The sequence below is a fragment of the Effusibacillus pohliae DSM 22757 genome, assembly GCF_000376225.1.
Taxonomy (GTDB): domain Bacteria; phylum Bacillota; class Bacilli; order Tumebacillales; family Effusibacillaceae; genus Effusibacillus; species Effusibacillus pohliae.
Window position 1 is genome coordinate 1 of sequence record NZ_AQXL01000112.1, and the last position, 21,522, is coordinate 21,522.

General features: G+C 55.6%; 26 protein-coding genes and 1 other annotated feature. All 26 genes read left to right on the plus strand.

All coding sequences use genetic code 11. The annotated features are described in order from the left end of the window. The first annotated feature begins 66 nt into the window (after nucleotides 1-66). The 26 genes from C230_RS0106645 (at nucleotide 67) to C230_RS0106770 (ending at nucleotide 21,331) form a co-directional block, all read left to right on the plus strand. Entirely contained in the window at nucleotides 67-336 is a 270-nt protein-coding gene (locus tag C230_RS0106645; RefSeq protein ID WP_018131246.1) for a hypothetical protein, read from the plus strand. Continuing rightward, on the plus strand, nucleotides 327-791 hold the full coding sequence (locus tag C230_RS0106650; RefSeq protein WP_040393110.1) for a CtsR family transcriptional regulator: 465 nt from the start codon (nucleotides 327-329) through the stop codon (nucleotides 789-791). Before C230_RS0106645 ends, C230_RS0106650 begins: the two co-directional genes overlap by 10 nt. Nucleotides 792-803: 12 nt before the next feature. Next, complete coding sequence (locus C230_RS0106655) at nucleotides 804-1,307, plus strand: UvrB/UvrC motif-containing protein (RefSeq protein WP_018131248.1); 504 nt, start codon at nucleotides 804-806, stop codon at nucleotides 1,305-1,307. Between the two features lie 12 nt (nucleotides 1,308-1,319). Continuing rightward, nucleotides 1,320-2,393 (plus strand): protein arginine kinase, encoded by a 1,074-nt coding sequence (locus C230_RS0106660; RefSeq protein WP_018131249.1) that lies wholly within the window; start codon nucleotides 1,320-1,322, stop codon nucleotides 2,391-2,393. A 25-nt stretch (nucleotides 2,394-2,418) separates the two neighbouring features. Continuing rightward, the gene (locus C230_RS0106665; RefSeq protein ID WP_018131250.1) at nucleotides 2,419-4,854 is read left to right on the plus strand and encodes an ATP-dependent Clp protease ATP-binding subunit; all 2,436 of its coding nucleotides are present in this window, start codon (nucleotides 2,419-2,421) and stop codon (nucleotides 4,852-4,854) included. Nucleotides 4,855-4,994: 140 nt separating this feature from the next. Further along, the gene (gene radA / locus C230_RS0106670; protein ID WP_018131251.1) at nucleotides 4,995-6,362 is read left to right on the plus strand and encodes a DNA repair protein RadA; all 1,368 of its coding nucleotides are present in this window, start codon (nucleotides 4,995-4,997) and stop codon (nucleotides 6,360-6,362) included. A gap of 5 nt (nucleotides 6,363-6,367) precedes the next feature. Continuing rightward, the gene (gene disA, locus C230_RS0106675) at nucleotides 6,368-7,444 is read left to right on the plus strand and encodes a DNA integrity scanning diadenylate cyclase DisA (protein WP_018131252.1); all 1,077 of its coding nucleotides are present in this window, start codon (nucleotides 6,368-6,370) and stop codon (nucleotides 7,442-7,444) included. 67 nt (nucleotides 7,445-7,511) lie between these two features. Further along, nucleotides 7,512-8,240, plus strand: a complete 729-nt coding sequence (gene pssA / locus C230_RS0106680; protein WP_018131253.1) for a CDP-diacylglycerol--serine O-phosphatidyltransferase — start codon at nucleotides 7,512-7,514, stop codon at nucleotides 8,238-8,240. 135 nt (nucleotides 8,241-8,375) lie between these two features. Continuing rightward, nucleotides 8,376-9,461 carry a PIN/TRAM domain-containing protein gene (locus tag C230_RS0106685; RefSeq protein ID WP_018131254.1) on the plus strand — a complete coding sequence of 362 codons (1,086 nt, stop codon included), beginning with the start codon at nucleotides 8,376-8,378 and terminating at the stop codon, nucleotides 9,459-9,461. A gap of 55 nt (nucleotides 9,462-9,516) precedes the next feature. Further along, nucleotides 9,517-10,200 carry a 2-C-methyl-D-erythritol 4-phosphate cytidylyltransferase gene (ispD, locus tag C230_RS0106690; protein ID WP_018131255.1) on the plus strand — a complete coding sequence of 228 codons (684 nt, stop codon included), beginning with the start codon at nucleotides 9,517-9,519 and terminating at the stop codon, nucleotides 10,198-10,200. 16 nt (nucleotides 10,201-10,216) lie between these two features. Further along, nucleotides 10,217-10,696 carry a 2-C-methyl-D-erythritol 2,4-cyclodiphosphate synthase gene (gene ispF / locus C230_RS0106695; RefSeq protein WP_018131256.1) on the plus strand — a complete coding sequence of 160 codons (480 nt, stop codon included), beginning with the start codon at nucleotides 10,217-10,219 and terminating at the stop codon, nucleotides 10,694-10,696. A 42-nt stretch (nucleotides 10,697-10,738) separates the two neighbouring features. After that, the gene (gltX, locus tag C230_RS0106700) at nucleotides 10,739-12,187 is read left to right on the plus strand and encodes a glutamate--tRNA ligase (RefSeq protein WP_018131257.1); all 1,449 of its coding nucleotides are present in this window, start codon (nucleotides 10,739-10,741) and stop codon (nucleotides 12,185-12,187) included. A 305-nt stretch (nucleotides 12,188-12,492) separates the two neighbouring features. Further along, entirely contained in the window at nucleotides 12,493-13,140 is a 648-nt protein-coding gene (gene cysE / locus C230_RS0106705; protein ID WP_018131258.1) for a serine O-acetyltransferase, read from the plus strand. Beyond that, nucleotides 13,137-14,528, plus strand: coding sequence for a cysteine--tRNA ligase (gene cysS, locus C230_RS0106710; protein ID WP_018131259.1), 1,392 nt, complete (start codon nucleotides 13,137-13,139; stop codon nucleotides 14,526-14,528). Before cysE ends, cysS begins: the two co-directional genes overlap by 4 nt. Before the next feature lie 4 nt (nucleotides 14,529-14,532). Next, on the plus strand, nucleotides 14,533-14,955 hold the full coding sequence (locus C230_RS0106715) for a Mini-ribonuclease 3 (RefSeq protein WP_018131260.1): 423 nt from the start codon (nucleotides 14,533-14,535) through the stop codon (nucleotides 14,953-14,955). Nucleotides 14,956-14,957: 2 nt separating this feature from the next. Further along, nucleotides 14,958-15,791, plus strand: coding sequence for a 23S rRNA (guanosine(2251)-2'-O)-methyltransferase RlmB (gene rlmB, locus C230_RS0106720; protein ID WP_018131261.1), 834 nt, complete (start codon nucleotides 14,958-14,960; stop codon nucleotides 15,789-15,791). A gap of 22 nt (nucleotides 15,792-15,813) precedes the next feature. Further along, complete coding sequence (locus tag C230_RS0106725) at nucleotides 15,814-16,329, plus strand: NYN domain-containing protein (protein WP_018131262.1); 516 nt, start codon at nucleotides 15,814-15,816, stop codon at nucleotides 16,327-16,329. A gap of 72 nt (nucleotides 16,330-16,401) precedes the next feature. Next, nucleotides 16,402-17,061 (plus strand): RNA polymerase sporulation sigma factor SigH, encoded by a 660-nt coding sequence (gene sigH, locus C230_RS0106730; protein WP_018131263.1) that lies wholly within the window; start codon nucleotides 16,402-16,404, stop codon nucleotides 17,059-17,061. Between the two features lie 126 nt (nucleotides 17,062-17,187). Further along, nucleotides 17,188-17,337 (plus strand): 50S ribosomal protein L33, encoded by a 150-nt coding sequence (gene rpmG, locus C230_RS0106735; protein ID WP_018131264.1) that lies wholly within the window; start codon nucleotides 17,188-17,190, stop codon nucleotides 17,335-17,337. 34 nt (nucleotides 17,338-17,371) lie between these two features. Next, the gene (gene secE, locus C230_RS0106740) at nucleotides 17,372-17,569 is read left to right on the plus strand and encodes a preprotein translocase subunit SecE (RefSeq protein WP_018131265.1); all 198 of its coding nucleotides are present in this window, start codon (nucleotides 17,372-17,374) and stop codon (nucleotides 17,567-17,569) included. Nucleotides 17,570-17,621: 52 nt separating this feature from the next. After that, nucleotides 17,622-18,155, plus strand: a complete 534-nt coding sequence (nusG, locus tag C230_RS0106745; RefSeq protein ID WP_026174186.1) for a transcription termination/antitermination protein NusG — start codon at nucleotides 17,622-17,624, stop codon at nucleotides 18,153-18,155. Between the two features lie 126 nt (nucleotides 18,156-18,281). Then, nucleotides 18,282-18,707 (plus strand): 50S ribosomal protein L11, encoded by a 426-nt coding sequence (rplK, locus tag C230_RS0106750; RefSeq protein WP_018131267.1) that lies wholly within the window; start codon nucleotides 18,282-18,284, stop codon nucleotides 18,705-18,707. A gap of 83 nt (nucleotides 18,708-18,790) precedes the next feature. Further along, complete coding sequence (gene rplA / locus C230_RS0106755; protein WP_018131268.1) at nucleotides 18,791-19,495, plus strand: 50S ribosomal protein L1; 705 nt, start codon at nucleotides 18,791-18,793, stop codon at nucleotides 19,493-19,495. Between the two features lie 55 nt (nucleotides 19,496-19,550). After that, nucleotides 19,551-19,685, plus strand: a sequence feature (ribosomal protein L10 leader region). A 23-nt stretch (nucleotides 19,686-19,708) separates the two neighbouring features. Next, complete coding sequence (gene rplJ / locus C230_RS0106760) at nucleotides 19,709-20,203, plus strand: 50S ribosomal protein L10 (protein WP_018131269.1); 495 nt, start codon at nucleotides 19,709-19,711, stop codon at nucleotides 20,201-20,203. A 42-nt stretch (nucleotides 20,204-20,245) separates the two neighbouring features. Further along, nucleotides 20,246-20,614: a 50S ribosomal protein L7/L12 gene (rplL, locus tag C230_RS0106765; RefSeq protein WP_018131270.1), complete on the plus strand. Its 369-nt coding sequence runs from the start codon at nucleotides 20,246-20,248 to the stop codon at nucleotides 20,612-20,614. A 105-nt stretch (nucleotides 20,615-20,719) separates the two neighbouring features. After that, nucleotides 20,720-21,331, plus strand: coding sequence for a class I SAM-dependent methyltransferase (locus C230_RS0106770; RefSeq protein ID WP_018131271.1), 612 nt, complete (start codon nucleotides 20,720-20,722; stop codon nucleotides 21,329-21,331). Nucleotides 21,332-21,522: the final 191 nt, after the last annotated feature.

Consider the following 21,522-nt stretch of genomic DNA (forward strand, 5'->3'; position numbering starts at 1 on the left):
AAAAAAATCCGAAGGGGAATTACCGCCATCTGTAAGTTCTCTGTTTCACAGGTGGGGGAAAATTAAATGAGCGAATGGCGGAATTTTGGGTTGACAAATACAAATCTACGCATTGACCGCCGGGGGCGGTCGGCAAGTATATCGCATCCATTGGGAGGGAACGTTATTTACCAGTTGGAAACAGCGATTCGCAATTCCGCGGAAATGATTTTTCCGGATGACTTGCAAAGAAAAAACCAACGCGCTATAATGAAGACAAAGGTCAAGGATAGTCAAAGTCAAAAACCTTTGCTCAATGAACGTCATACTGTCAATGATAGGAGTGAATCGTTCTGAACATCTCCGATATCATTGAACAATATATCAAGCAGATGCTGAAATCAGGCCCGTCTAATTCTGTCGAGATTCAACGCAGCGAACTGGCCGATCGGTTTCAGTGCGTCCCATCGCAAATCAACTATGTGATCAGTACACGATTCACTTTTGAAAAAGGCTATGTCGTCGAATCCAAGCGCGGCGGCGGCGGCTATATCCGTATCCGCAAGCTTGATTTGAAAACGGATGCCAATGCGTTGCAGGCGGTTATAAAACTGATCGGTTCTCAAATTACGCAAAGGGAAGCGCAAGGAGTCATCCAGCGTTTGCGGGAGGAAGGAATCATCACCGCCCGCGAAGCGCGGATGCTGGAAGCGGCCGTTTCCCGCGACGTATTGCAAACCAGTGTTGCGGAACGGGATCAACTGCGGGCCAACCTGCTGTCCGCCATGCTACGTGCGATTTTGACAGGGTAGGAGGGATGTGTGATGAAATGTCAGGAATGCGGGCAGCGACCGGCTACCGTACATTTCACCAAAATCGTCCAGGGCGACAAAAGCGAATTCCACCTGTGCGAAGTCTGTGCCCGTGAAAAAGGGGAGTGGATGAGCCCGGCGAGCGCGGGATTTTCGCTCAACAGCCTGTTGTCGGGGCTGTTGAATTTTGATCCGCCGGGCGGGACGGCTGCCGCGCCGCCTCGGTGCAGCACGTGCGGCTTGACCTATTCGCAATTCAGTCAATACGGGCGCTTTGGCTGCGCCGATTGTTACAAGCATTTTCAATCGCGGCTGGAACCGCTGCTGAGGAAGGTGCACGGTTCGACTACGCATGCGGGCAAGGTGCCGCGGCGCACCGGCGGCAAGATCAAGCTGCAGCGGGAGCTGGACAAACTGCGCGCACAACTGCAAGCGGCTGTCCAGGCGGAGCGGTTTGAGGAAGCTGCCGAACTGCGGGACAAAATTCGCGCGTTTGAACAACAGTTGGGAAACTGAGGGGGTGTGTAGATGTCCGTGCACGATTTTCTCAACACAAGTCCTGCCTGGATGAAGGAAAGCGGACCGGAATCGGATATTGTCGTCTCAACCCGCATCCGCATCGCTCGCAATCTCGCCCGCTATCCGTTTTGCACCCTGTTGACCGACAGCGATGCGGAAAAAATCGTCGAGGAAGCCCGCAGGGCGTTGAAAAGTCCTGACATGCGGCAAGTCGGCCGGTTTGAATTGTTCCGCAGTTGGGAGCTGTCCGATGTGGAACGGCAAGTGTTCGTCGAAAAACATCTGATTTCCCCCGCTTTGGCCGAGGAGGCAAGGCGCGGTGCATTCGCCGTATCGAGCGACGAATCGGTGTCGATCATGATCAATGAAGAGGACCATTTGCGCATCCAGTGCATCGTCCCCGGTTTTCAAGTCCGCCATGCGTGGCAGTTGGCGAGCCTCGTGGATGATATACTGGAGTCAAAACTGGATTACGCGTTTCATGAGAAATACGGATATTTGACTTCATGTCCGACCAACGTAGGTACCGGGATTCGGGCGTCTGTGATGATGCATTTGCCCGGTTTGGTGCTGACCCAACAGATCAACCGCATCCTGTCCGCCATTTCGCAAGTCGGCTTGGTGGTGCGCGGATTGTACGGGGAAGGCAGCGACGCGATCGGCAACCTGTTCCAGATTTCGAACCAGATCACGTTGGGGCAATCGGAAGAAGAGATTTTGGAAAACCTACAAGGTGTTGTCAAGCAGATTCTCGAGCATGAGCGGGCAGCCCGCAAGCAGCTGTTGCGCGACAACCGGGAAGCGTTGGAGGACCGCATCTGGCGGTCGTACGGCATCCTCGCCTACGCGCGAAAAATCGAATCGAAAGAAGCGATGCAGCGTCTGTCGGATGTCAAGCTGGGGATCGATCTGGGCACGATTAAAGGCGTGTCGGCCGGTATCCTGAAGGAATTGATGGTGATGACGCGGCCGGCGATTTTGCAGAAGCTGACAGGCAAGGAATTGGCGCCCGGCGAGCGGGATTGGCGGCGAGCGGCGATCATCCGGGAACGTTTGCGTTCCGATTCAGCTTCTGTGTCATAAAATTTTACAAAAGGGGTGGTATGCGATGATGTTTGGACGGTTTACGGAACGTGCACAAAAAGTGTTGGCGCTGGCACAAGAGGAAGCCAGTCGGCTGGGTCATTCCGGGGTCGGCACCGAGCATATTTTGCTGGGGCTCGTCCGGGAAGGCGAAGGAATTGCGGCGAAAGCGCTGGTCAGCCTCGGACTGTCGAGCGAAAAGGTGCAAAAAGAAGTGGAGAAAATCATCGGCCGCGGTCAGGCGCCGGTCGGCGGTATGGCGTATACGCCACGAGCCAAGAAAGTGATCGAACTGTCGATCGACGAAGCGCGCAAACTGGGGCATAATTATGTGGGCACCGAGCATATTTTGCTCGGTCTCATCCGCGAAGGGGAAGGCGTGGCGGCCCGCGTGCTGTCCAATCTGGGGGTGTCCCTCAACAAAGCGCGGCAACAGGTTCTCCAGTTGCTGGGCGGCGATGTGAATGACAACAACCAGGAATCGCCGCAAGCAGCGAATACGCCGACGCTCGATTCGCTGGCGCGCGACCTGACGCAAATGGCGCGTGACGGAAAATTGGATCCGGTGATCGGCCGTGCGAAGGAGATCGAGCGCGTGATCCAGGTGCTGTCACGGCGTACCAAAAACAATCCGGTGCTGATCGGAGAACCTGGCGTCGGAAAAACGGCGATCGCAGAAGGGCTGGCACAACGGATCGTCGCCAATGAAATTCCGGAGACGCTCCGCAACAAGCGGGTGATGGTGCTCGATATGGGCACGGTGGTCGCCGGCACCAAGTACCGGGGCGAATTTGAGGATCGGCTGAAAAAGATCATGGATGAAATCCGTCAGGCTGGCAACGTTATCCTGTTCATCGACGAGCTGCACACACTGATCGGGGCGGGCGGCGCGGAAGGTGCGATCGACGCCTCGAACATTCTAAAACCGGCGTTGGCCCGTGGCGAGCTGCAGTGTATCGGCGCCACCACATTGGATGAATACCGCAAGCATATTGAAAAAGATGCCGCGCTGGAGCGGCGGTTCCAGCCGATCATGGTGGAACAGCCGAGCGTCGAGGACGCGATTCAGATCCTGCACGGACTGCGTGACCGGTATGAAGCCCATCACCGTGTGAAAATCTCGGATGAAGCACTGGAAGCGGCTGTCCGTTTGTCCGATCGCTACATCACCGACCGCTTCCTGCCTGACAAGGCGATCGACCTGATCGATGAAGCGGCTTCCCGCGTCCGTCTGCGCAGCCACACGCAGCCGCCGAACCTGAAAGAACTCGAAGAAAAGCTGGAAGAAGTGCGGTTTGAGAAGGAATCGGCGGTGCAAAGCCAGGAGTTTGAAAAAGCGGCCGCGCTCCGCGACAAGGAACAAAAATTGCGGGAAGAGCTGGAGGCCCGCAAGATCGAATGGCAGCAAAACCAAGTGAAAAACGACACCGTCGTGACCGAGGAAGATATTGCGGAAATCGTGTCGATGTGGACGGGAATCCCGGTTCGCAAATTGGCCGAGGAAGAAACAGAGCGCTTGATCAATCTGGAGAAACTGCTGCATAACCGTGTGATCGGTCAGGAAGAAGCGGTGAAAGCGGTCGCCCGTGCCGTGCGTCGTGCCCGCGCTGGATTGAAAGATCCGAAACGGCCGATCGGCTCGTTCATCTTCCTGGGACCGACCGGGGTCGGCAAGACGGAGCTTGCAAGAGCACTGGCGGAAGCGATGTTTGGCGACGAAAACGCAATGATCCGGATCGACATGTCGGAGTACATGGAGCGGCACACCACCTCGCGTTTGGTCGGGGCGCCTCCGGGATATGTCGGCTATGAGGAGGGCGGCCAGTTGACGGAAGCGGTTCGCCGCAAGCCGTACTCGGTTGTCCTGCTGGACGAGATTGAGAAAGCTCATCCGGAAGTGTTCAACATTCTGCTGCAACTGCTGGATGACGGACGGCTGACCGACGCGAAGGGCCGGACGGTTGACTTCCGCAACACGATCGTCATCATGACCTCAAACGTTGGCGCGCAAACGATCAAAAAAGGCGGTGCTTTGGGCTTCACAGCCAACCGCGAAGCGGACTATATCGACATGAAAGCCCGCGTGATGGACGAGTTGAAGAAGCAGTTCCGGCCGGAGTTCCTCAATCGGATCGACGAGATTATCGTCTTCCATCCGCTGTCGGCAGACGACATCAAACAGATCGTCAATCTGATGACGGAAGATCTGCGGAAGCGGCTGCGGGAGCACAACATCGACTTCGTTCTGACGGATGAAGCGAAAGCGTTCCTGGCAAAAGAAGGCTTCGATCCCACCTACGGCGCCCGCCCGCTGAAGCGGGCGATCCAGCGGCACATCGAGGACCGCTTGTCGGAAGCGTTGCTGACCGGCGAGATCCAGCGGGGCGACAAAGTGAAAATCGATGTGGAAGGCGATCACTTGAAAGTGACGAAACTGGAAATTTCTCCAGCAGAGGTGTGAAGCGCCGGGTGGATGCAAACCAAAGAGAACGAGCCGTTCGGCCGTTCTCTTTGTTGCGTTTCAATAGAAAAACCCCCCTTTTTGGTATATATTGAAGAAGTGGATGATGCTTGGGCCGGGGGAACGGTTGGAGGAAAGATATGGCGAAGGCAAAAGTGAAGTTCGTCTGTCAGGAATGCGGCTATGAAAGTCCGAAATGGATGGGCAAATGCCCGGGGTGCAACGCGTGGAACCGGATGGTCGAGGAAATGGGGCGTTCGGCCCGGGCTGGCCTGCCTGCGGGTTTCATGAACAATGAATCGAAGGTGGAGAGCATCCAGCAGATCGACGTGTCCCAACAGCCGCGGATTCGGACGGGGTCGGAAGAAACCAACCGGGTGCTCGGCGGCGGCATCGTTCCCGGGTCGCTGGTGCTGGTCGGCGGCGACCCCGGCATCGGGAAATCGACGCTGCTGCTGCAAACCTCGTACCAGCTGGCGGTGCAGGGACTGACGGTGTTGTATGTGTCCGGCGAAGAATCGGCGCAGCAGATCAAGTTGCGGGCCGACCGGCTGCAACTGTTGTCGCCGAATCTGTTCGTACTGCCCGAGACAGACCTGACGCAAATCGAGATGCACATCACAACGGTCAAACCGGATTTTCTGGTAATCGATTCGATTCAGACCATCTTTCATCCGGTGATCGGTTCGACGCCCGGCTCGGTCGGCCAAGTGCGGGAGTGCACGGGACATCTGCTGCGGATTGCCAAAACCGGCGGCATTGCGACGTTTATCGTCGGACACGTGACGAAGGAAGGAGCGATCGCCGGCCCGCGTTTGCTGGAGCATATGGTCGATGCAGTGCTCTATTTTGAAGGGGAACGGCATCATTCCTACCGAATTCTGCGGGCGGTGAAAAACCGGTTTGGCTCGACCAACGAGATCGGGATTTTTGAAATGAGGGAACAGGGGCTGGTCGAAGTCGGCAATCCGTCCGAACTGTTCCTGTCGGAGCGGTCGCACGGGGCGCCGGGTTCTGCCGTGGTCGCCTCGGTCGAAGGCACGCGGCCGGTGCTGGTCGAGATCCAGGCGCTGGTCAGTCCAACCGCGTTTGGCACCCCCCGCCGGCAGGCAAACGGCATTGATCACAACCGGGTGTCAATGATTATGGCGGTGCTGGAAAAGCGAATGGGGTTGTATCTTGGTTCGCAGGATGCGTATGTGAATGTGGCGGGTGGCGTACGGCTGGATGAGCCGGCGGTTGACCTGGGGATGGCGTTGGCGATCGCTTCCAGCTTTCGCGATACCGGCATGAGCCCGCAGGAAGTTTACATCGGGGAAGTCGGCCTCGCCGGCGAAATCCGCGGTGTCTCACGGATCGAACAGCGCGTCAAGGAAGCGCAAAAACTCGGCTTCACCCGATGCATCATTCCGGCTAAAAATCTGAGGGGCTGGACGCCTCCTGCAGGAATTGAGGTCATAGGTGTCGATAGCATACAACAGGCGTTTGAAATCGTGTTGCGGGAGTGACCAGGATGAGAGAGGATCTGAAAAAAGAAACGATGATCAACAAGCTGTTGCGCGTGACGGCGCCGGGGACCGCGCTGCGGGAAGGGCTGGAAAATGTGCTGCGGGCGAAGACGGGCGCGTTGATCGTGGTCGGGCTGACCGAGGCGACGGAGAAAATCGTCGACGGCGGCTTCAAGATCGATTGTGATTTTACTCCCGCCAATCTGTACGAGCTGGCGAAGATGGACGGGGCGATCATCCTGAGCGAAGACATGAAGCGGATTTTGATTGCGAACGCGCAGTTGACTCCCGACGCTTCGATTCCCTCGTTTGAGACGGGCACGCGCCACCGCACGGCGGAGCGGGTCGCCAAACAAACCGGCCAGCTTGTGATTTGCATCTCGCAACGGCGCGACGTGATCACGCTGTACCAGTCCAGTTTTCGCTATACGCTGAAAGACATCAGCGTGATCCTGGCGAAGGCGAACCAGGCGATCAACACGCTGGAGAAATACAAAACGGTGCTCGACCAGTCGTTGACCAACCTCAGCGCCCTCGAGTTCGAGGAACTGGTGACGCTGCATGAAGTGGCCATGGTGATGCAAAGGATCGAAATGGTTTTGCGCATAAAAATGGAAATCCGGCGATATATTACAGAATTAGGGACAGAAGGCCGGCTGATTTCGATGCAGCTCGACGAACTGGTCTCGAAAGTGGACGAGGAAGCGTATCTGTTGGTGAAAGATTATTGCCGCGATACGGAGCTGACGCCGCATCAGATCCTGACTGAACTGCATGCGCTATCGTCGGAGGACTTGCTGGACGGTGAGGTGATCGCAGGCATTCTCGGATACAGCGGCGATATCAACATTACCGAGGAACCTGTCTCATCGCGCGGCTACCGGATTTTGACGAAAATCCCGCGCTTGCCGCATCCTGTAATCGAAAATCTGGTATCCCGTTTTTCCAGCTTGCCGCGGATCCTGAACGCGACGACGGAAGAACTGGATGATGTGGAGGGGATCGGAGAGGTTCGCGCGCGGGCGATCAAGGAAGGACTGCGGCGAATCCAGGAGCAGGTGTTTATTGACAGACACATTTAATGCAGTTATGATGGGAAGAATACTAATAGCTTATTTTCGTTTTGTTCACCTGACGGGGGGTACCTGTATGTTTGTCAAAGCGCTTCCGAGCGCTTTTACGTTGGCCAACCTTTTCCTAGGCATCATTTCGATCATCCTTGCGTTTAATGAGCAATATTCGATCGCCGCCATCCTGGTGATCATCGGCATGCTGCTGGACGGTCTTGACGGCAGGATCGCCCGGGCACTGAACGCGACCAGCGAATTCGGCAAGGAACTGGACTCCTTGTCCGATGTGATTTCGTTTGGGGTGGCGCCCGCCTTTATCATGTATGGGGTGATCCTGCATCAACTGGGCTGGATCGGGATTGTGCTCACCGGCTTTTTCCCGATCTGCGGAGCGCTCAGGCTGGCCCGCTTCAATGTGATGAGCGGCACCCCGAATTATTTTGTCGGGCTCCCGATCACGGCAGCCGGCGGCATACTGGCGACGATGGCGCTGTATCACAACCTAATTCCGGGCTCGCGAGTGATTTTGCCGTTGGCAATGGTCGGCCTGTCATACCTGATGATCTCCCGCATCAAATACCCGAATTTTAAGAAAGTCGGCATTCCCAAAGCCGCCTATTGGATCGTGCCGGTGTTGGCGGCGTTCGTCACGTTCGTGTTCGTTTATTATCCGGGCCAGGCGGGCAAGCTGATCTTTCTGCCGTTGGCGTTGTATGCGCTTTATGGCTTAAAAAAAAACTATAGCTCCCGCAAACGAAAACGCGAATTGATGATGCAGGAGCGGTTTGACTCCAAATTTGAACTGTGACAGCCCGCCTGGGGCTGCTTTTGTTTTTTTGTTGTGGTATCCTATTGGTACAGTAAAATATCTTGAAATTTCCATATAGAATGTTTTTTGGGTGCTAATTATTGTCTATAATGGATACAAGGAGGTGAACCGATCGTGATTAAGCGAATCGTTCATTTGTTCTTCGCGATGATCGGGATTGTACTTGGGTATACGTTTGGGCCGGATTTGTTTGCATTGATTCATACGGACTATATCAACCTGAACGGGCAACCGTTCACGTCCCCGTTTTTCGGGGCGGCCTTAGGCGGGGGGGTGTTTGTTCTGGCAACCGCCTGGGCGGTCAATTACAGCGTGTCGTTCATCCGCTGGTTCGAGGAGAAGTTGCTGAAAGCGCCCCTGCCTGACGTGTTTGCCGGCGTGCTGGGCACGGTGGCTGGATTGATTGTCGCGTATCTGTTGTCGCCAGCGGTCACCAGCATCCCGATAGTCGGAAAAGTGGTGCAGATTTTCCTCAGTCTGTTGCTTGGGATCCTTGGCTTCCGCATCGGGTACAGCAAGCGGGAGGAGCTGAAGTCATTTTTTCCGGGCAAATTCGGCGGCAAGGAGAAGCAGAAAAACGTGCCGAAAGCGGGCGATGCGAAGCTGCTGGATACGAGTGTGATCATCGACGGGCGGATCGCTGACATCATCAAAACGGGGTTTCTCGATGGGACGCTGGTGATCCCGACGTTCGTGCTCGAGGAGTTGCAGCATATTGCCGATTCGTCCGACGTGTTAAAGCGAAACCGCGGACGCCGCGGATTGGATATTCTGAACCGGATTCAGAAGGAACTGAAGATCAAAGTCAATGTGATGGAAATCGATTTCGAGGACATTCAGGAAGTCGATTCGAAGCTGATTCGCCTGGCGAAACAGCTCAACGGCAAGGTGGTGACCAACGATTTTAACCTGAACAAAGTGTGCGAACTGCAAGGGGTTCCGGTGTTGAACATCAATGATCTGGCGAATGCGGTGAAACCGATCGTGCTGCCCGGCGAGGAGATTCTGGTGCAGGTGATCAAGGACGGGAAAGAGTATGGCCAGGGCATTGGTTATCTGGATGACGGTACAATGATCGTGGTGGAGGGCGGCAAGGAATTTATCGGGACGCGGCTTGAGGTGATGGTGACCAGTGTGCTGCAAACGTCGGCCGGTCGAATGATTTTTGCCAAGCCCAAACTGCTGGAAAAAGCGTTATAATGTATGATTGGGGTGTCCATTACTGGCCCCCTTTTTTCAGTTGGGGGTGGGTTCGATGCGAGTGGTGGCGATCGTGGTGGCGGCGGGGAGCGGCTCCCGCATGCAAACGAAGATCAAGAAGCCGTACCTGGAGATTGCGGGCGTACCGCTCTTGGTTCGCACGCTGCGGGCGCTCGAACGGTCCGCTTTGATCCGCGAAATCGTGCTGGTGGTAAGAGAGGAAGAGCTGGCCGAAGCAAAACGGCTGATCGACCAGTACGGGATTCGCAAGGTGATCCGGTATGCGGCGGGTGGAGCGGAGCGGCAGGACTCCGTTCGGAACGGGCTGCGCATGGTGGACGATGCGGCCGATCTGATTGTGGTGCATGACGGCGCCCGGCCATTTGTGACGGCTGATGAGATCGACCGCGTGATTGCGGCGGCGGCCGAGTGCGGAGCGGCAACGATTGGAACGCCTGTCAAAGACACCATCAAAAAAGTGGCAGATGGAACCGTCGAGGAGACCCTGCCGCGGGAAACTTTGTTCGCGGTGCAGACACCGCAGGCGTTTCGCGCGCAATTGTTGCGGAAAGCGCACGCAATGGCGGTGGCAGCCGGCTGCCGCAGCACGGACGATGCGTCTTTGGTCGAGTGGACAGGCCATCCGGTCCGGGTGGTGGAAGGCTCCTACCGCAATATCAAAATCACGACGCCGGAAGATCTGCTGATCGCGGAAGCGTTTGTGGAACGGGAACTGTAAAGGGGAGACGTCGGATATGTTGAGAGTCGGGATCGGTTTTGACGTTCACCGCTTGGTCGAGGGGCGGCCGTTGGTGCTGGGGGGTGTGAAGATTCCCCATGATAAAGGGCTGCTCGGCCATTCGGATGCGGATGTGCTGCTGCACGCGGTGAAGGATGCGTTGCTCGGGGCGATTGGCGAAGGGGATATCGGCCGCCATTTTCCCGATACGGATGAAACATACCGCGGCGCCGATTCGGTGGAACTGTTGCGTCATGTGTGGGGGATGGTGAAGCAAAAAGGGTTTCGGCTTGGCAACATCGACTGTACGGTGATGGCGCAAAAGCCGAAGCTGGCGCCCTATATTGAAGAGATGCGCGGCGTGATTGCGAAAGAGCTGGAGGCTGATCTGGCACAGGTCAACGTGAAAGCAACCACGACGGAACAATTGGGCTTCACCGGCCGGGAAGAGGGCATCGCGGCGCAAGCGGTTGTGTTGCTGGTGACGGTTGAGTAGAATAGACGAAGGATGTACCAAGACTGTTAGGAGATGAACCGGATGTCTGTACGAGTGCGTTATGCGCCAAGTCCGACGGGACATTTGCATATCGGCGGGGCGCGCACCGCTCTGTTTAACTATTTGCTGGCGAAAAAAATGGGCGGAACCTACATCTTGCGAATCGAGGATACCGACCAGGCCCGCAACGTGGAGCAAGCCGAAGAGAAGTTTCTGGAAAATTTCCGCTGGCTCGGCTTGCTCTGGGACGAGGGACCGGGCGTCGGCGGCGAGTACGGGCCGTACAGTTGCATGGAGCGACTGGATATCTATCAAAACTATGTGGATCAGTTGCTGGCGGAAGGCAAGGCCTATTCTTGTTACTGCACGGAAGAAGAACTGGAGAAAGAGCGGGAAGCGTTGCTCACCAAGGGGCAAATGCCAAGATATATGGGCAGGTGCCGGCATCTGACGGAGGAGCAGAAAGCGGCGTTTGAAGCGGAAGGCCGCAAAAAAACGGTCCGCTTCCGCGTGCCGGAAGGCAAGATCATCCGCTTCACCGATCATGTCCGCGGTGAGATGCAATTTGAATCGGATGGGATCGGTGACTTTGTGATCGTCAAGTCGGATGGCATCCCGACCTACAATTTTGCCGTCACAATTGACGACCATTTGATGAAGATTACGCATGTGATCCGCGGTGAGGAACATCTTTCCAACACGCCCCGGCAGATTTTGATTTATCAGGCGTTTGGGTGGGAGATTCCGGAATTTGCCCACGTCTCGCTGATTCTGAATCAGGATGGAAAGAAGCTGTCGAAGCGGGACGAGTCGATCGTCCAGTTTATCGAGCAATACCGGCAGCTCGGGTATCTGCCGGAAGCGCTGATCAACTTTTTGGCGCTGCTTGGCTGGTCGCCCGGCGGCGAACAGGAGATATTTTCGTTGGAGGAACTGGTTGAGGCATTCTCGCTGGATCGGGTGTCCAAATCCGGGGCGATTTTTGACACGGAAAAACTGGCCTGGATGAACGGCTATTACATCAAGCAGGCGGATTTGGAGCGGATTGTCGAATTGGCGATTCCCCATCTGCAGCGAGCGGGGCAGATCGGAGAAAGTTTCGACCGCGAATGGGTAACCAAGCTGGTCTCTCTGTACAAGGAGCAAATGTCCTATGTGGCCGAACTGCCGGAACTGGCCAAACAATTCTTTGAGGAGCAGGTAGTCTACGAGGGCGAAGCAGCCGCTGTGCTGAAGGAAGAGCAGGTGCCGGTCGTGGTTGCCGCTTTCCTGGAAAAAGCGAAACAGCTGCCGGATTGGAACGCCGATTCGATCAAGGCGGCGTTGAAGGAAGTACAGACGGAGACCGGTTACAAAGGCCGCGCCCTGTTCATGACGATCCGGGTGGCGGCGACCGGGCAGACGCACGGGCCGGATCTCAACCAGTCGTTGGAATTGCTGGGCCGGGAACGCGTGGTATCCCGTTTACAAAACGTGCTGGTTCAAGCATAATGGTATGCAAAGGATGAACAACACGAAAGAGCATAGCAAGGACAAGTATGCGCACGAAATGCGCCAGAGAGTCGTCACCGGACACGGCTGGAAGTGGCGATCGCAGGAACTGCGCAGAATGCCCCTTGTTTTCGCGGGAGGAAAGGCGGCAGCTGAGTAATGCCCGACGGACGCCTCCGTTATCAGGCAAAGAGAACCAATCAGAGTGGGACCGCGGCATTCAGCCGCCTCTGGCGTCAGGGGCGGTTTTTCTATTTCTAGCCGAGATGAAAGTGGAAGCCGAGTTCTCTAGGGGGGAGATCGCAATGCTGAAATTGATCAAGGAAGATATCCGGACCGTATTTGAGCGGGATCCGGCCGCCAGAAGCACATTCGAAGTGGTTTTGACCTATTCCGGACTGCATGCATTATGGGCCTATCGGATTGCTCATGCTTTTTATAAGCGGCGGTATTATACGCTCGCCCGCTTCATTTCGCAGTTGGCCCGATTTTTCACCGGGATTGAGATCCATCCGGGCGCGAAAATCGGCCGTCGGCTGTTTATCGACCACGGGGCGGGTGTAGTGATTGGCGAAACGGCCGAAATCGGCGATGATGTGACGATTTACCAGGGGGTGACGCTCGGCGGAACCGGCAAGGAAAAAGGCAAGCGCCATCCCACCATCGGCAACAACGTGCTGATCTCAAGCGGCGCGAAAGTGCTCGGGTCGATCACCGTCGGCGACAATTCGAAGATCGGTGCGGGATCGGTGGTGCTTAAGCCGGTGCCTCCCAACTCGACCGTCGTTGGCGTGCCGGGTCGCGTGGTGATTCAGGACGGGCGGCGGGTGGATGATCTGGACCATTGCAATCTGCCTGACCCTGTGATGGAGATGATCAAGCAAATGCAGGACGAAATCTCCTCGTTGCGGAAGGAACTGCAGGAAATGAAAAGAGGAGTGACGGTGGAGTGATTCGCATCTACAACACGCTGACGCGTGAAAAAGAAGAATTCATCCCGCAGGAGCCCGGCAAGGTGCGAATGTATGTATGCGGGCCGACAGTCTACAATTATTTTCACATCGGCAATGCGCGGCCCTTTCTGTTTTTCGATGTGGTGCGCCGCTATCTGGAGTACCGGGGTTTTCAGGTCAAATATGTGCAGAATTTCACGGACGTGGACGACAAAATCATCCGGGTGGCAAACGAGGAAGGAGTCCATCCGCAGGTGGTGGCCGATCGGTTTGTGGAGGCCTATTTTCAGGATGCGGAACGGTTGGGGATTCGCAGGGCGGACGCCCACCCGCGGGTGACCGGGCATATCCGGGACATCATCGCGATGATTGGCCGGCTGATCGACAAAGGTTATGCTTACGTTGCGGATGGGGACGTGTATTATAGCACGGACAAATTTCCCGACTACGGTAAACTGTCGAAACAGCCGATCGATGACCTGCTCGCCGGCGCCCGCATCGAAGTGTCGGAGAAAAAGCGCAACCCGCTCGACTTTACCTTGTGGAAAGCGGCCAAACCGGGCGAGGTGAGTTGGCCTTCGCCGTGGGGCGAAGGGCGGCCCGGCTGGCATATCGAATGTTCCGCGATGAGCAAAAAGTATCTGGGGGAGACGCTGGATATTCACGCTGGCGGGCACGACCTGATTTTTCCCCACCACGAAAATGAGATTGCCCAGTCGGAAGCGGCCAACGGCAAACCGTTCGCCCGCTATTGGATGCACAACGGGTATATCAACATCAACAATGAGAAGATGTCGAAGTCGCTGGGAAATTTCGTGCTGGTGCATGATCTGCTGGAACGGTACGATGCCAGGGTCATCCGGTTCTTCCTGCTGTCCGCCCATTACCGGAACCCGATCAATTTTTCGGCGGAGTTGATGGAACAGGCTGCCGTCGGACTGGAGCGGATCGATACGGCGATCGCCAACCTGAACCACTGCCTGGCGTCGGCGGAACAAGGGGATGCTGGCAGTGCGGGGATCGATCCTGCCGGGCTGCGGGCCAAATTCATCAAGGCGATGGACGACGATTTTAACACGGCCGATGCGATTGCGACGATTTTTGAATTGGTGCGGGAAGCCAATTCCTATTTGCACGGCGGGCAGGCGAAGGTGGCTGGAGTGAAAGCGTACCGCGACGCCCTGGTGGAACTGGTGGATGTGTTGGGCCTGACGCCAGCCGCCCAACAGGACCAACTGGCGGAAGAAGTGGAACGGCTGATTCAGGAACGGACACAGGCCCGGAAAGACAGGGATTTCAAACGGGCGGACGAGATTCGCGACCAACTGGCGGCGATGGGGATCATTTTGGAAGATACGCCGCAAGGCGTACGCTGGAAGCGGAAGTGAGCGAATGGAGGACAGGCGGAGGGAGGCAGCGCGCCGCCCGCAGGAAATGCCAGCGTTGGCGCTTGCCTACCTGGGAGATGCGGTCTGGGAACTGTTTGTCAGGCAGCATTTGCTGGCGCTGGGGGAGATGCGGCCGCATCGGCTGCAGCAGGCGTCGGTTCGCTATGTGAAGGCGAAGGCGCAGGCGGACATTCTGCATTTTTTGCTGGAGGATTTGTCGGAGGAAGAGGCGGCCGTTGTGCGCAGAGGCAGAAATGCCAAGTCGAGGACGGTGCCAAAGCATGCGGACGTGATCGATTATCGGCACAGTACGGGGTTTGAAAGTTTGATCGGCTATTTGTTTCTCTGCGGTCAGCACGAACGGCTGCGAGAATTGGCCGGCAAGGCGATTGAATATGTAGATGCGCAGTGGCGAAAGGACGGATGAGGATGAGAAAAGCGGAACGAACGAGGCCGCAAGGAAAGGCGGGAAAGGAAGCGGCCGGTTCCGACCGGCGGCGGGAAGCTGCGCAGGCGGCGGACATCGGCGAGCAGTTGGAAGGCCGCCATCCGGTGCTGGAAGCGTTGAAAAGCGGCCGGCAGCTGAACAAGATTTTGCTGGCTGAGGGGGCGGAAGGCGGTTCGGTCAATGACATTTTGACGCGCGCCAAAGAGCGGGGAATCGTCGTGCAGCGGGTGCCGAAAGCCAAAATCGACGCGGCAGCAGTCACCCGCAACCACCAGGGGGTGATCGCCTATCTGGCCGCAAAGGAATATGTCGATCTGGAGGTGATCCTGCAGGCGGCCGATCGTTCCCCTCGCCCGGGTCTGATCGTCGTGCTGGATGAAATTGAAGATCCGCACAATCTCGGGTCGATTTTGCGGACGGCAGACGGGGTGGGAGCGCATGGAGTGGTGATTCCGAAACGGCGGGCCGTTCCCCTGACGGCCACCGTCGCCAAGGCGTCTGCCGGAGCGATTGAGCATATCCCGGTTGCCCGTGTCACCAACATTTCGCAGACGCTTGAAATGCTCAAGCGAGCCGGGTACTGGGTGATCGGCACCGACGTGAACGCGGACAGCATGTATTATCAAGTGGACATGACCGGACCGATCGTCATGGTGATCGGGAACGAAAGCAAGGGACTGGGGGAAGTGGTGAAAAAAAGGTGTGACTATCTCGTCCGGCTGCCGATGATCGGACAGGTGCAATCCTTGAATGCCGGCGTGGCTGCAGGCGTTCTGCTGTACGAAGCGGTGCGCCAGCGGGGAAGCAAAAAATAGTCGCCGCTGCGGTCGCCGCATCATGAGAGAAGTTTTGATCGTAGACGGGTACAACATCATCGGTTCCTGGCCGGCGCTTGTGGAATTGAAGAACGAAAGCCTGGAACTGGCCCGCGACCAGCTGGTCGGGATGCTCAAGGAATTTCAGAGCTTCACCGGCATGCAAGTGATTGTTGTTTTTGATGCGCACATGTCGTCGGGAGCGCGCAAGGAATACAAAGTGGGCAACGTGCAGGTGGTTTTTTCCAAGGAAGGCGAGACGGCGGATGAACGGATCGAACGGATCGTGTACGAGATGGAGAAACGGGCTGCCCACATTTACGTGGCGACATCGGATCAGGTCGAACAGCAGATCACGTTTGGCGAAGGCGCGCTGCGCATCAGCGCGCGGGAACTGGAAAGAAGGGTGAAGGAAGCGCGCAAATCGGTCCGGAAAGCGGTGCGGAAACTGAATCCGTCAAGAAATACGCTTGCAGACCAGTTGGACGGAAGAATCGCTGAAATTTTCGAAAAGTGGCGGCGAAAAGACACGGATTGACAATTGACCCTGCAAGATTACATAAAGTATAATTAATCTATGTCGTGAGTTGTTGCCGGGTCGGAGGGATACATGTTGCCAATGAATCTTCATGCGCGAGCGATTGAAGAGGAGAAGGACCTGAATGAGTTGTCGGACGAGGACCTGGTTGAATTCGTCAGGGAAGGCGACGATGAGGCGCTCGAACACCTGATTCACAGATACAAGAATTTCGTCAAGGCGAAGGCCCGTTCCTATTTTTTGATCGGGGCGGACCGGGAAGACATCGTGCAGGAGGGCATGATCGGTTTGTACAAGGCGGTGCGCGACTACCGCGACGACAAACTGACCTCCTTCAAAGCGTTTGCCGAACTTTGTATCACACGCCAAATCATCACCGCGATCAAAACCGCCACCAGACAAAAGCACATACCCCTCAATTCCTACGTTTCGTTGGACAAGCCCATTTATGACGAAGATTCGGATCGCACGCTGCTCGACGTGATCGTCGGATCGCGGGTGTCCGATCCGGAGGAGCTGCTGATCAATCAGGAAGAATTTGTTGATATCGAGGCGAAAATGGGGGAAATCCTGAGCGATTTGGAACGCAAAGTGCTGATGCTGTACTTGGACGGGCGGTCGTACCAGGAGATCGCGGTCGATCTGAAGCGGCATGTGAAATCGATCGATAACGCGTTGCAAAGAGTCAAACGAAAATTGGAGCGTTACCTTGAAGTCCGGGATGTCAATTGACTCCCGGTTTTTGTTGACATCCTATAACCCTTGTGCTAAATTAACTTAGGTATCCGTGTAAAATACCCACCAAAGTGAGTCGATGGGCACAAAAAGCGTAGAAAGTACCTGTGGGAGGTGTCTTGGATGCGTGTAGCGGTCACGCTGGCTTGCACCGAATGCAAACAGCGAAATTATATTACCAAGAAAAACAAGAAGAACAACCCGGATCGCATCGAACTGAAGAAGTACTGCAAGTATTGCAACCATCATACTCTTCATCGCGAAACCCGTTAATGTCTCGTGGTGTTGAAACGAGGGTAGGCAGAGCATGAGGAAGATGACGGGGATCATCTCCTTCTTCCGCGACGGATGGGGAGAGCTGAAGCGGGTACGTTGGCCGAATCGCAAAGAATTGCTGTCTTACACGACGGTTGTGGTTGTAACTTGCGTGATTCTGTCGGTCGTGATCTTTCTGTTTGATCTCGGCGTTAGCGAATTGTTGAAGTTGATCGGCCTCGGCCGGTAGGCAATCACTTGAGTAGGGGGGAAGGGCAACCGCCCTCAATTGGATGGAAAACATGGAAAAACGCTGGTATGTCGTGCATACCTATTCGGGCTATGAGAACAAGGTGAAAACGAATCTGGAACGGCGTGTCCAGTCGATGGACATGCAAGACAAGATTTTCCGCGTTCTGGTTCCGACGGAAGAGGAGATCGAGGTTAAGAACGGGAAGAAGAAGGCGGTTGCACGCAAGGTTTTTCCGGGTTATGTGTTGGTCGAGATGATCATGACGGACGATTCCTGGTACGTGGTGCGCAATACGCCTGGCGTCACCGGGTTTGTCGGATCTTCCGGTTCCGGTTCAAAACCGACTCCCCTCATGCCGCACGAGGTTCGCAGCATACTTCGGCAGATGGGCGTCGAGGAAGCCAAGCCGAAGGTCGACTTCTCGCTGAAGGAAGCGGTGCGGGTGGTCGAGGGGCCGTTTGCCAATTTTGTCGGCAGCGTGGAAGAGATTCATCCGGATAAGCAGAAACTGAAAGTTCTCGTTTCCATGTTTGGCCGGGAAACCCCTCTGGAACTTGATTTTTCGCAAGTTGAGAAGTTATAATAGACTCTGTTTGACTTCGCCGAAGCGGCGGTTGTTGAGAAAAATCCGCCCCGTTTCGGCGCTGGCTGGGTGAACGTGGGAGGGCGATTGGCCCGTCTACCACACTACGAGAAGGAGGTGGATGTTGTGGCGAAGAAAGTGATTAAAGTGGTCAAGCTTCAGATTCCTGCCGGTAAAGCCACCCCTGCGCCACCGGTTGGTCCGGCTCTGGGTCAGGCTGGGGTTAACATCATGGGATTCTGCAAGGAGTTCAACGCGCGAACGGCCGATCAGGGCGGGCTGATTATCCCGGTTGTGATCACCGTGTACGAGGACCGTTCCTTCACGTTCGAAACGAAGACGCCACCGGCTGCCGTTCTGCTGAAAAAAGCGGCGGGTATCGAGTCTGGATCCGGCGAACCGAACAAGAAGAAGGTGGCCACCCTCAAGCGCGCGAAGGTCCGCGAAATCGCGGAAACCAAAATGCCTGACCTGAACGCTGCAGACATTGAGGCTGCAATGCGGATGGTGGAAGGAACCGCCCGTTCGATGGGGATTGTCATCGAAGACTGAACGTAAAATGGCACGCTCGGTGCCGTTGTGAGGGTTGTGGGAGGTTTGTACCGTCATACCACACAAGGAGGAATATTTGAACCATGGCGAAAAAAGGGAAGAACTACCTGGAGGCTGCCAAGCTGATCAATAAAGACGCTGTCTACGATCCGGCGGAAGCGGTCTCGCTGGTAAAAAAAGCGGCGAAAGCGAAATTTGATGAAACGGTCGAAGTGGCCGTTCGTCTCGGTGTCGACGTCAAGAAAGCGGATCAGCAAGTGCGCGGTGCGGTTGTGCTGCCGCACGGCACCGGTAAAGTGCCCCGCGTGCTGGTGTTCGCGAAGGGCGAAAAGGCGAAGGAAGCGGAAGCTGCCGGCGCTGACTATGTAGGGGATGAAGACCTGATCAACAAAATCAACCAGGGCTGGTTTGAGTTCGATGTGGTCGTTGCGACCCCCGACATGATGGCGTCCGTTGGTAAACTCGGCCGCGTGCTCGGTCCGAAAGGGCTGATGCCGAACCCGAAGACCGGCACGGTTACGTTCGATGTGAAAAAAGCGGTCGAAGAGATCAAATCCGGTAAGATCGAATACCGCACCGACAAAGCGGGCAACATCCACGCGCCGATCGGCAAGGTGTCGTTTGACGAAGGGAAGCTGCTCGACAACTTCTACGTGTTGATCGACGCCCTGCAAAAAGCGAAACCGGCTGCTGCAAAAGGGCAATACATCCGGAACGTTTCCATCAGCTCCACGATGGGGCCGGGCATCAAAGTGAACCTGGCCAAACTGTCGCCGGAAGCGAAGTAAATTTTTCCATTTTGACATCGGCTGCCGCAAATGGTATGATGTCAAGCGTGAAATGACAACCGAATTTGACGAACCGTAGACAGCAGGCGTGCGTTTGCACTTAATGTTGCCTGCCGAGGTTGTGAACGTGATAGATGCTGATTGCATGTTCGGGTCCTCGTATGTCTGCGGGGACTCTTTTTGTTGGATCTGACCCGTGCAGGAGGTGTAATGATGGGAATTCGTGAGGAAAAAGCGCAACTGGTGCAGGAGATAGCGCAAAAATTGCGCGACAGCAAGAGTACGATCGTAACCGACTATCGGGGACTGACCGTGGCGGAAGTGACCGAGTTGCGGAAAAGGCTGCGGGAAGCGGGTATCGAATTCAAAGTGTTGAAAAATACGCTCACCCGCCGGGCGACCGCCGAGCTGGGGCTGACCGAACTGGATGCGCATCTGACCGGTCCGACGGCGATCGCGTTCTCGTATGACGATGTGGTGGCGCCGGCCCGCATTTTGAACGACTTCGCGAAGGAACATAAAGCGCTCGAGCTGAAAGCGGGCGTGCTGGAAGGCCGTGTGGTCGGTCTCGAAGAAGTAAAGGCGCTGGCTTCCTTGCCGTCGCGTGAAGGTCTCATCTCGATGCTGCTCAGCGTCTTGCAGGCTCCGATGCGGAACTTTGCATACGCCGTCAAGCAGATCGCCGAGCAAAAGGAACAGCAGGCGTAACATCATCCTTTCAATCTATATTCTTTTGGGGAGGTACTATCCATGTCGAAAGAACAAATCATTGAAGCGATTAAAGGCATGTCCGTTTTGGAATTGAACGAACTGGTCAAAGCGATCGAAGAAGAGTTTGGCGTAACGGCTGCTGCTCCGGTCGTCATGGCTGGCGGTGCGGCTACTGCAGGCGCTGCCGTTGAAGAGAAAACCGAATTTGACGTGATCCTGGCGAGCGCTGGCGCTTCCAAGATCAACGTGATCAAAGTGATCCGCGAAGTGACGGGCCTTGGCTTGAAAGAAGCGAAGGAAATCGCTGACAACGCGCCGAAGGCGATCAAGGAAAAAACTTCGAAAGAAGATGCCGAAGCGATCAAGGCGAAGCTGGAAGAAGCGGGCGCTACGGTCGAGATCAAGTAATTTTCGGTTGCTGGACAATAGGCTGTTCCCTGAACAGCCTATTTTGTTTTTGAGTGTCCGTTCCGCTATAATGGTGGCAGTGAATTGGGTAAAGGATGATCGCATGTGGCGGACCATTATTTTTCCAACCGGCCGGCGGCGGCCCATGACTTGCGTCTGATCCGGGAACGACTGCGCGGCTTTCCGTTTGAGTTCTGGACGGATGCCGGGGTGTTCTCGAAGGGAGGCGTCGATTTCGGCAGCCGTCTGTTAATAGAAACAATGGAGATTCCGCGTGCTGCACGGGTGCTCGACATCGGGTGCGGCTACGGGCCTATCGGCATCGCGGCGGCAAAATTGGCGGTCGACGGAACGGTGCTGATGGTGGATGTGAATGAACGGGCAGTCGAACTCGCCCGGAAAAACATCGTTCACAACTCGATCACGAATGCGCAGGCCCGGGTGAGCGACTTGTTCGCGGTCGTGCCGGACGAACCGTTTGACCGAATTTTGACGAATCCGCCGATCCGTGCGGGGAAAGCTGTCGTCCACCAGATCTTCGAGGGGGCGGCCGACCGGTTGAAACCGGACGGGGAACTGTGGATTGTGATTCAAAAGAAACAGGGAGCGCCTTCCGCCCGCAGGAAACTCGAGGGATTGTTCGAGCAGGTGGAAGACAGGGCGAAAGATGCAGGGTATCGAATTTTCTGCTGCAAAAACCCGAAAAGTTTCGCTTGACTGCATTGACAAGTGTTTTCCCATATGGTAACGTAAGAAAATGCGTAAAGACATTTATGCATTTGAGGGACACAGATGAATAATTCGCATAACTTTTGGGCAAATGTAAAAAAGTAGCCCTCCTTGTGCTCTTGAAGCTCGAATCTTATATCATCCCGATGCGCTCCGTGTCGGGAGGTATGTTTTTTATT

Coding starts and splice junctions, on each gene's coding strand:
- C230_RS0106725 (WP_018131262.1), top strand. CDS start 15,814: ATGAGAGAAGTTTTGATCGTAGACGGGTACAACATCATCGGTTCCTGG.
- secE (WP_018131265.1), top strand. CDS start 17,372: ATGAGGAAGATGACGGGGATCATCTCCTTCTTCCGCGACGGATGGGGA.
- gltX (WP_018131257.1), top strand. CDS start 10,739: ATGTCTGTACGAGTGCGTTATGCGCCAAGTCCGACGGGACATTTGCAT.
- C230_RS0106645 (WP_018131246.1), top strand. CDS start 67: ATGAGCGAATGGCGGAATTTTGGGTTGACAAATACAAATCTACGCATT.
- nusG (WP_026174186.1), top strand. CDS start 17,622: ATGGAAAAACGCTGGTATGTCGTGCATACCTATTCGGGCTATGAGAAC.
- cysE (WP_018131258.1), top strand. CDS start 12,493: ATGCTGAAATTGATCAAGGAAGATATCCGGACCGTATTTGAGCGGGAT.
- C230_RS0106655 (WP_018131248.1), top strand. CDS start 804: ATGAAATGTCAGGAATGCGGGCAGCGACCGGCTACCGTACATTTCACC.
- rpmG (WP_018131264.1), top strand. CDS start 17,188: ATGCGTGTAGCGGTCACGCTGGCTTGCACCGAATGCAAACAGCGAAAT.
- ispD (WP_018131255.1), top strand. CDS start 9,517: ATGCGAGTGGTGGCGATCGTGGTGGCGGCGGGGAGCGGCTCCCGCATG.
- C230_RS0106665 (WP_018131250.1), top strand. CDS start 2,419: ATGATGTTTGGACGGTTTACGGAACGTGCACAAAAAGTGTTGGCGCTG.
- disA (WP_018131252.1), top strand. CDS start 6,368: ATGAGAGAGGATCTGAAAAAAGAAACGATGATCAACAAGCTGTTGCGC.
- sigH (WP_018131263.1), top strand. CDS start 16,402: ATGTTGCCAATGAATCTTCATGCGCGAGCGATTGAAGAGGAGAAGGAC.
- radA (WP_018131251.1), top strand. CDS start 4,995: ATGGCGAAGGCAAAAGTGAAGTTCGTCTGTCAGGAATGCGGCTATGAA.
- C230_RS0106660 (WP_018131249.1), top strand. CDS start 1,320: ATGTCCGTGCACGATTTTCTCAACACAAGTCCTGCCTGGATGAAGGAA.
- ispF (WP_018131256.1), top strand. CDS start 10,217: ATGTTGAGAGTCGGGATCGGTTTTGACGTTCACCGCTTGGTCGAGGGG.
- C230_RS0106715 (WP_018131260.1), top strand. CDS start 14,533: ATGGAGGACAGGCGGAGGGAGGCAGCGCGCCGCCCGCAGGAAATGCCA.
- rplJ (WP_018131269.1), top strand. CDS start 19,709: ATGGGAATTCGTGAGGAAAAAGCGCAACTGGTGCAGGAGATAGCGCAA.
- rplL (WP_018131270.1), top strand. CDS start 20,246: ATGTCGAAAGAACAAATCATTGAAGCGATTAAAGGCATGTCCGTTTTG.
- rplA (WP_018131268.1), top strand. CDS start 18,791: ATGGCGAAAAAAGGGAAGAACTACCTGGAGGCTGCCAAGCTGATCAAT.
- rlmB (WP_018131261.1), top strand. CDS start 14,958: ATGAGAAAAGCGGAACGAACGAGGCCGCAAGGAAAGGCGGGAAAGGAA.
- pssA (WP_018131253.1), top strand. CDS start 7,512: ATGTTTGTCAAAGCGCTTCCGAGCGCTTTTACGTTGGCCAACCTTTTC.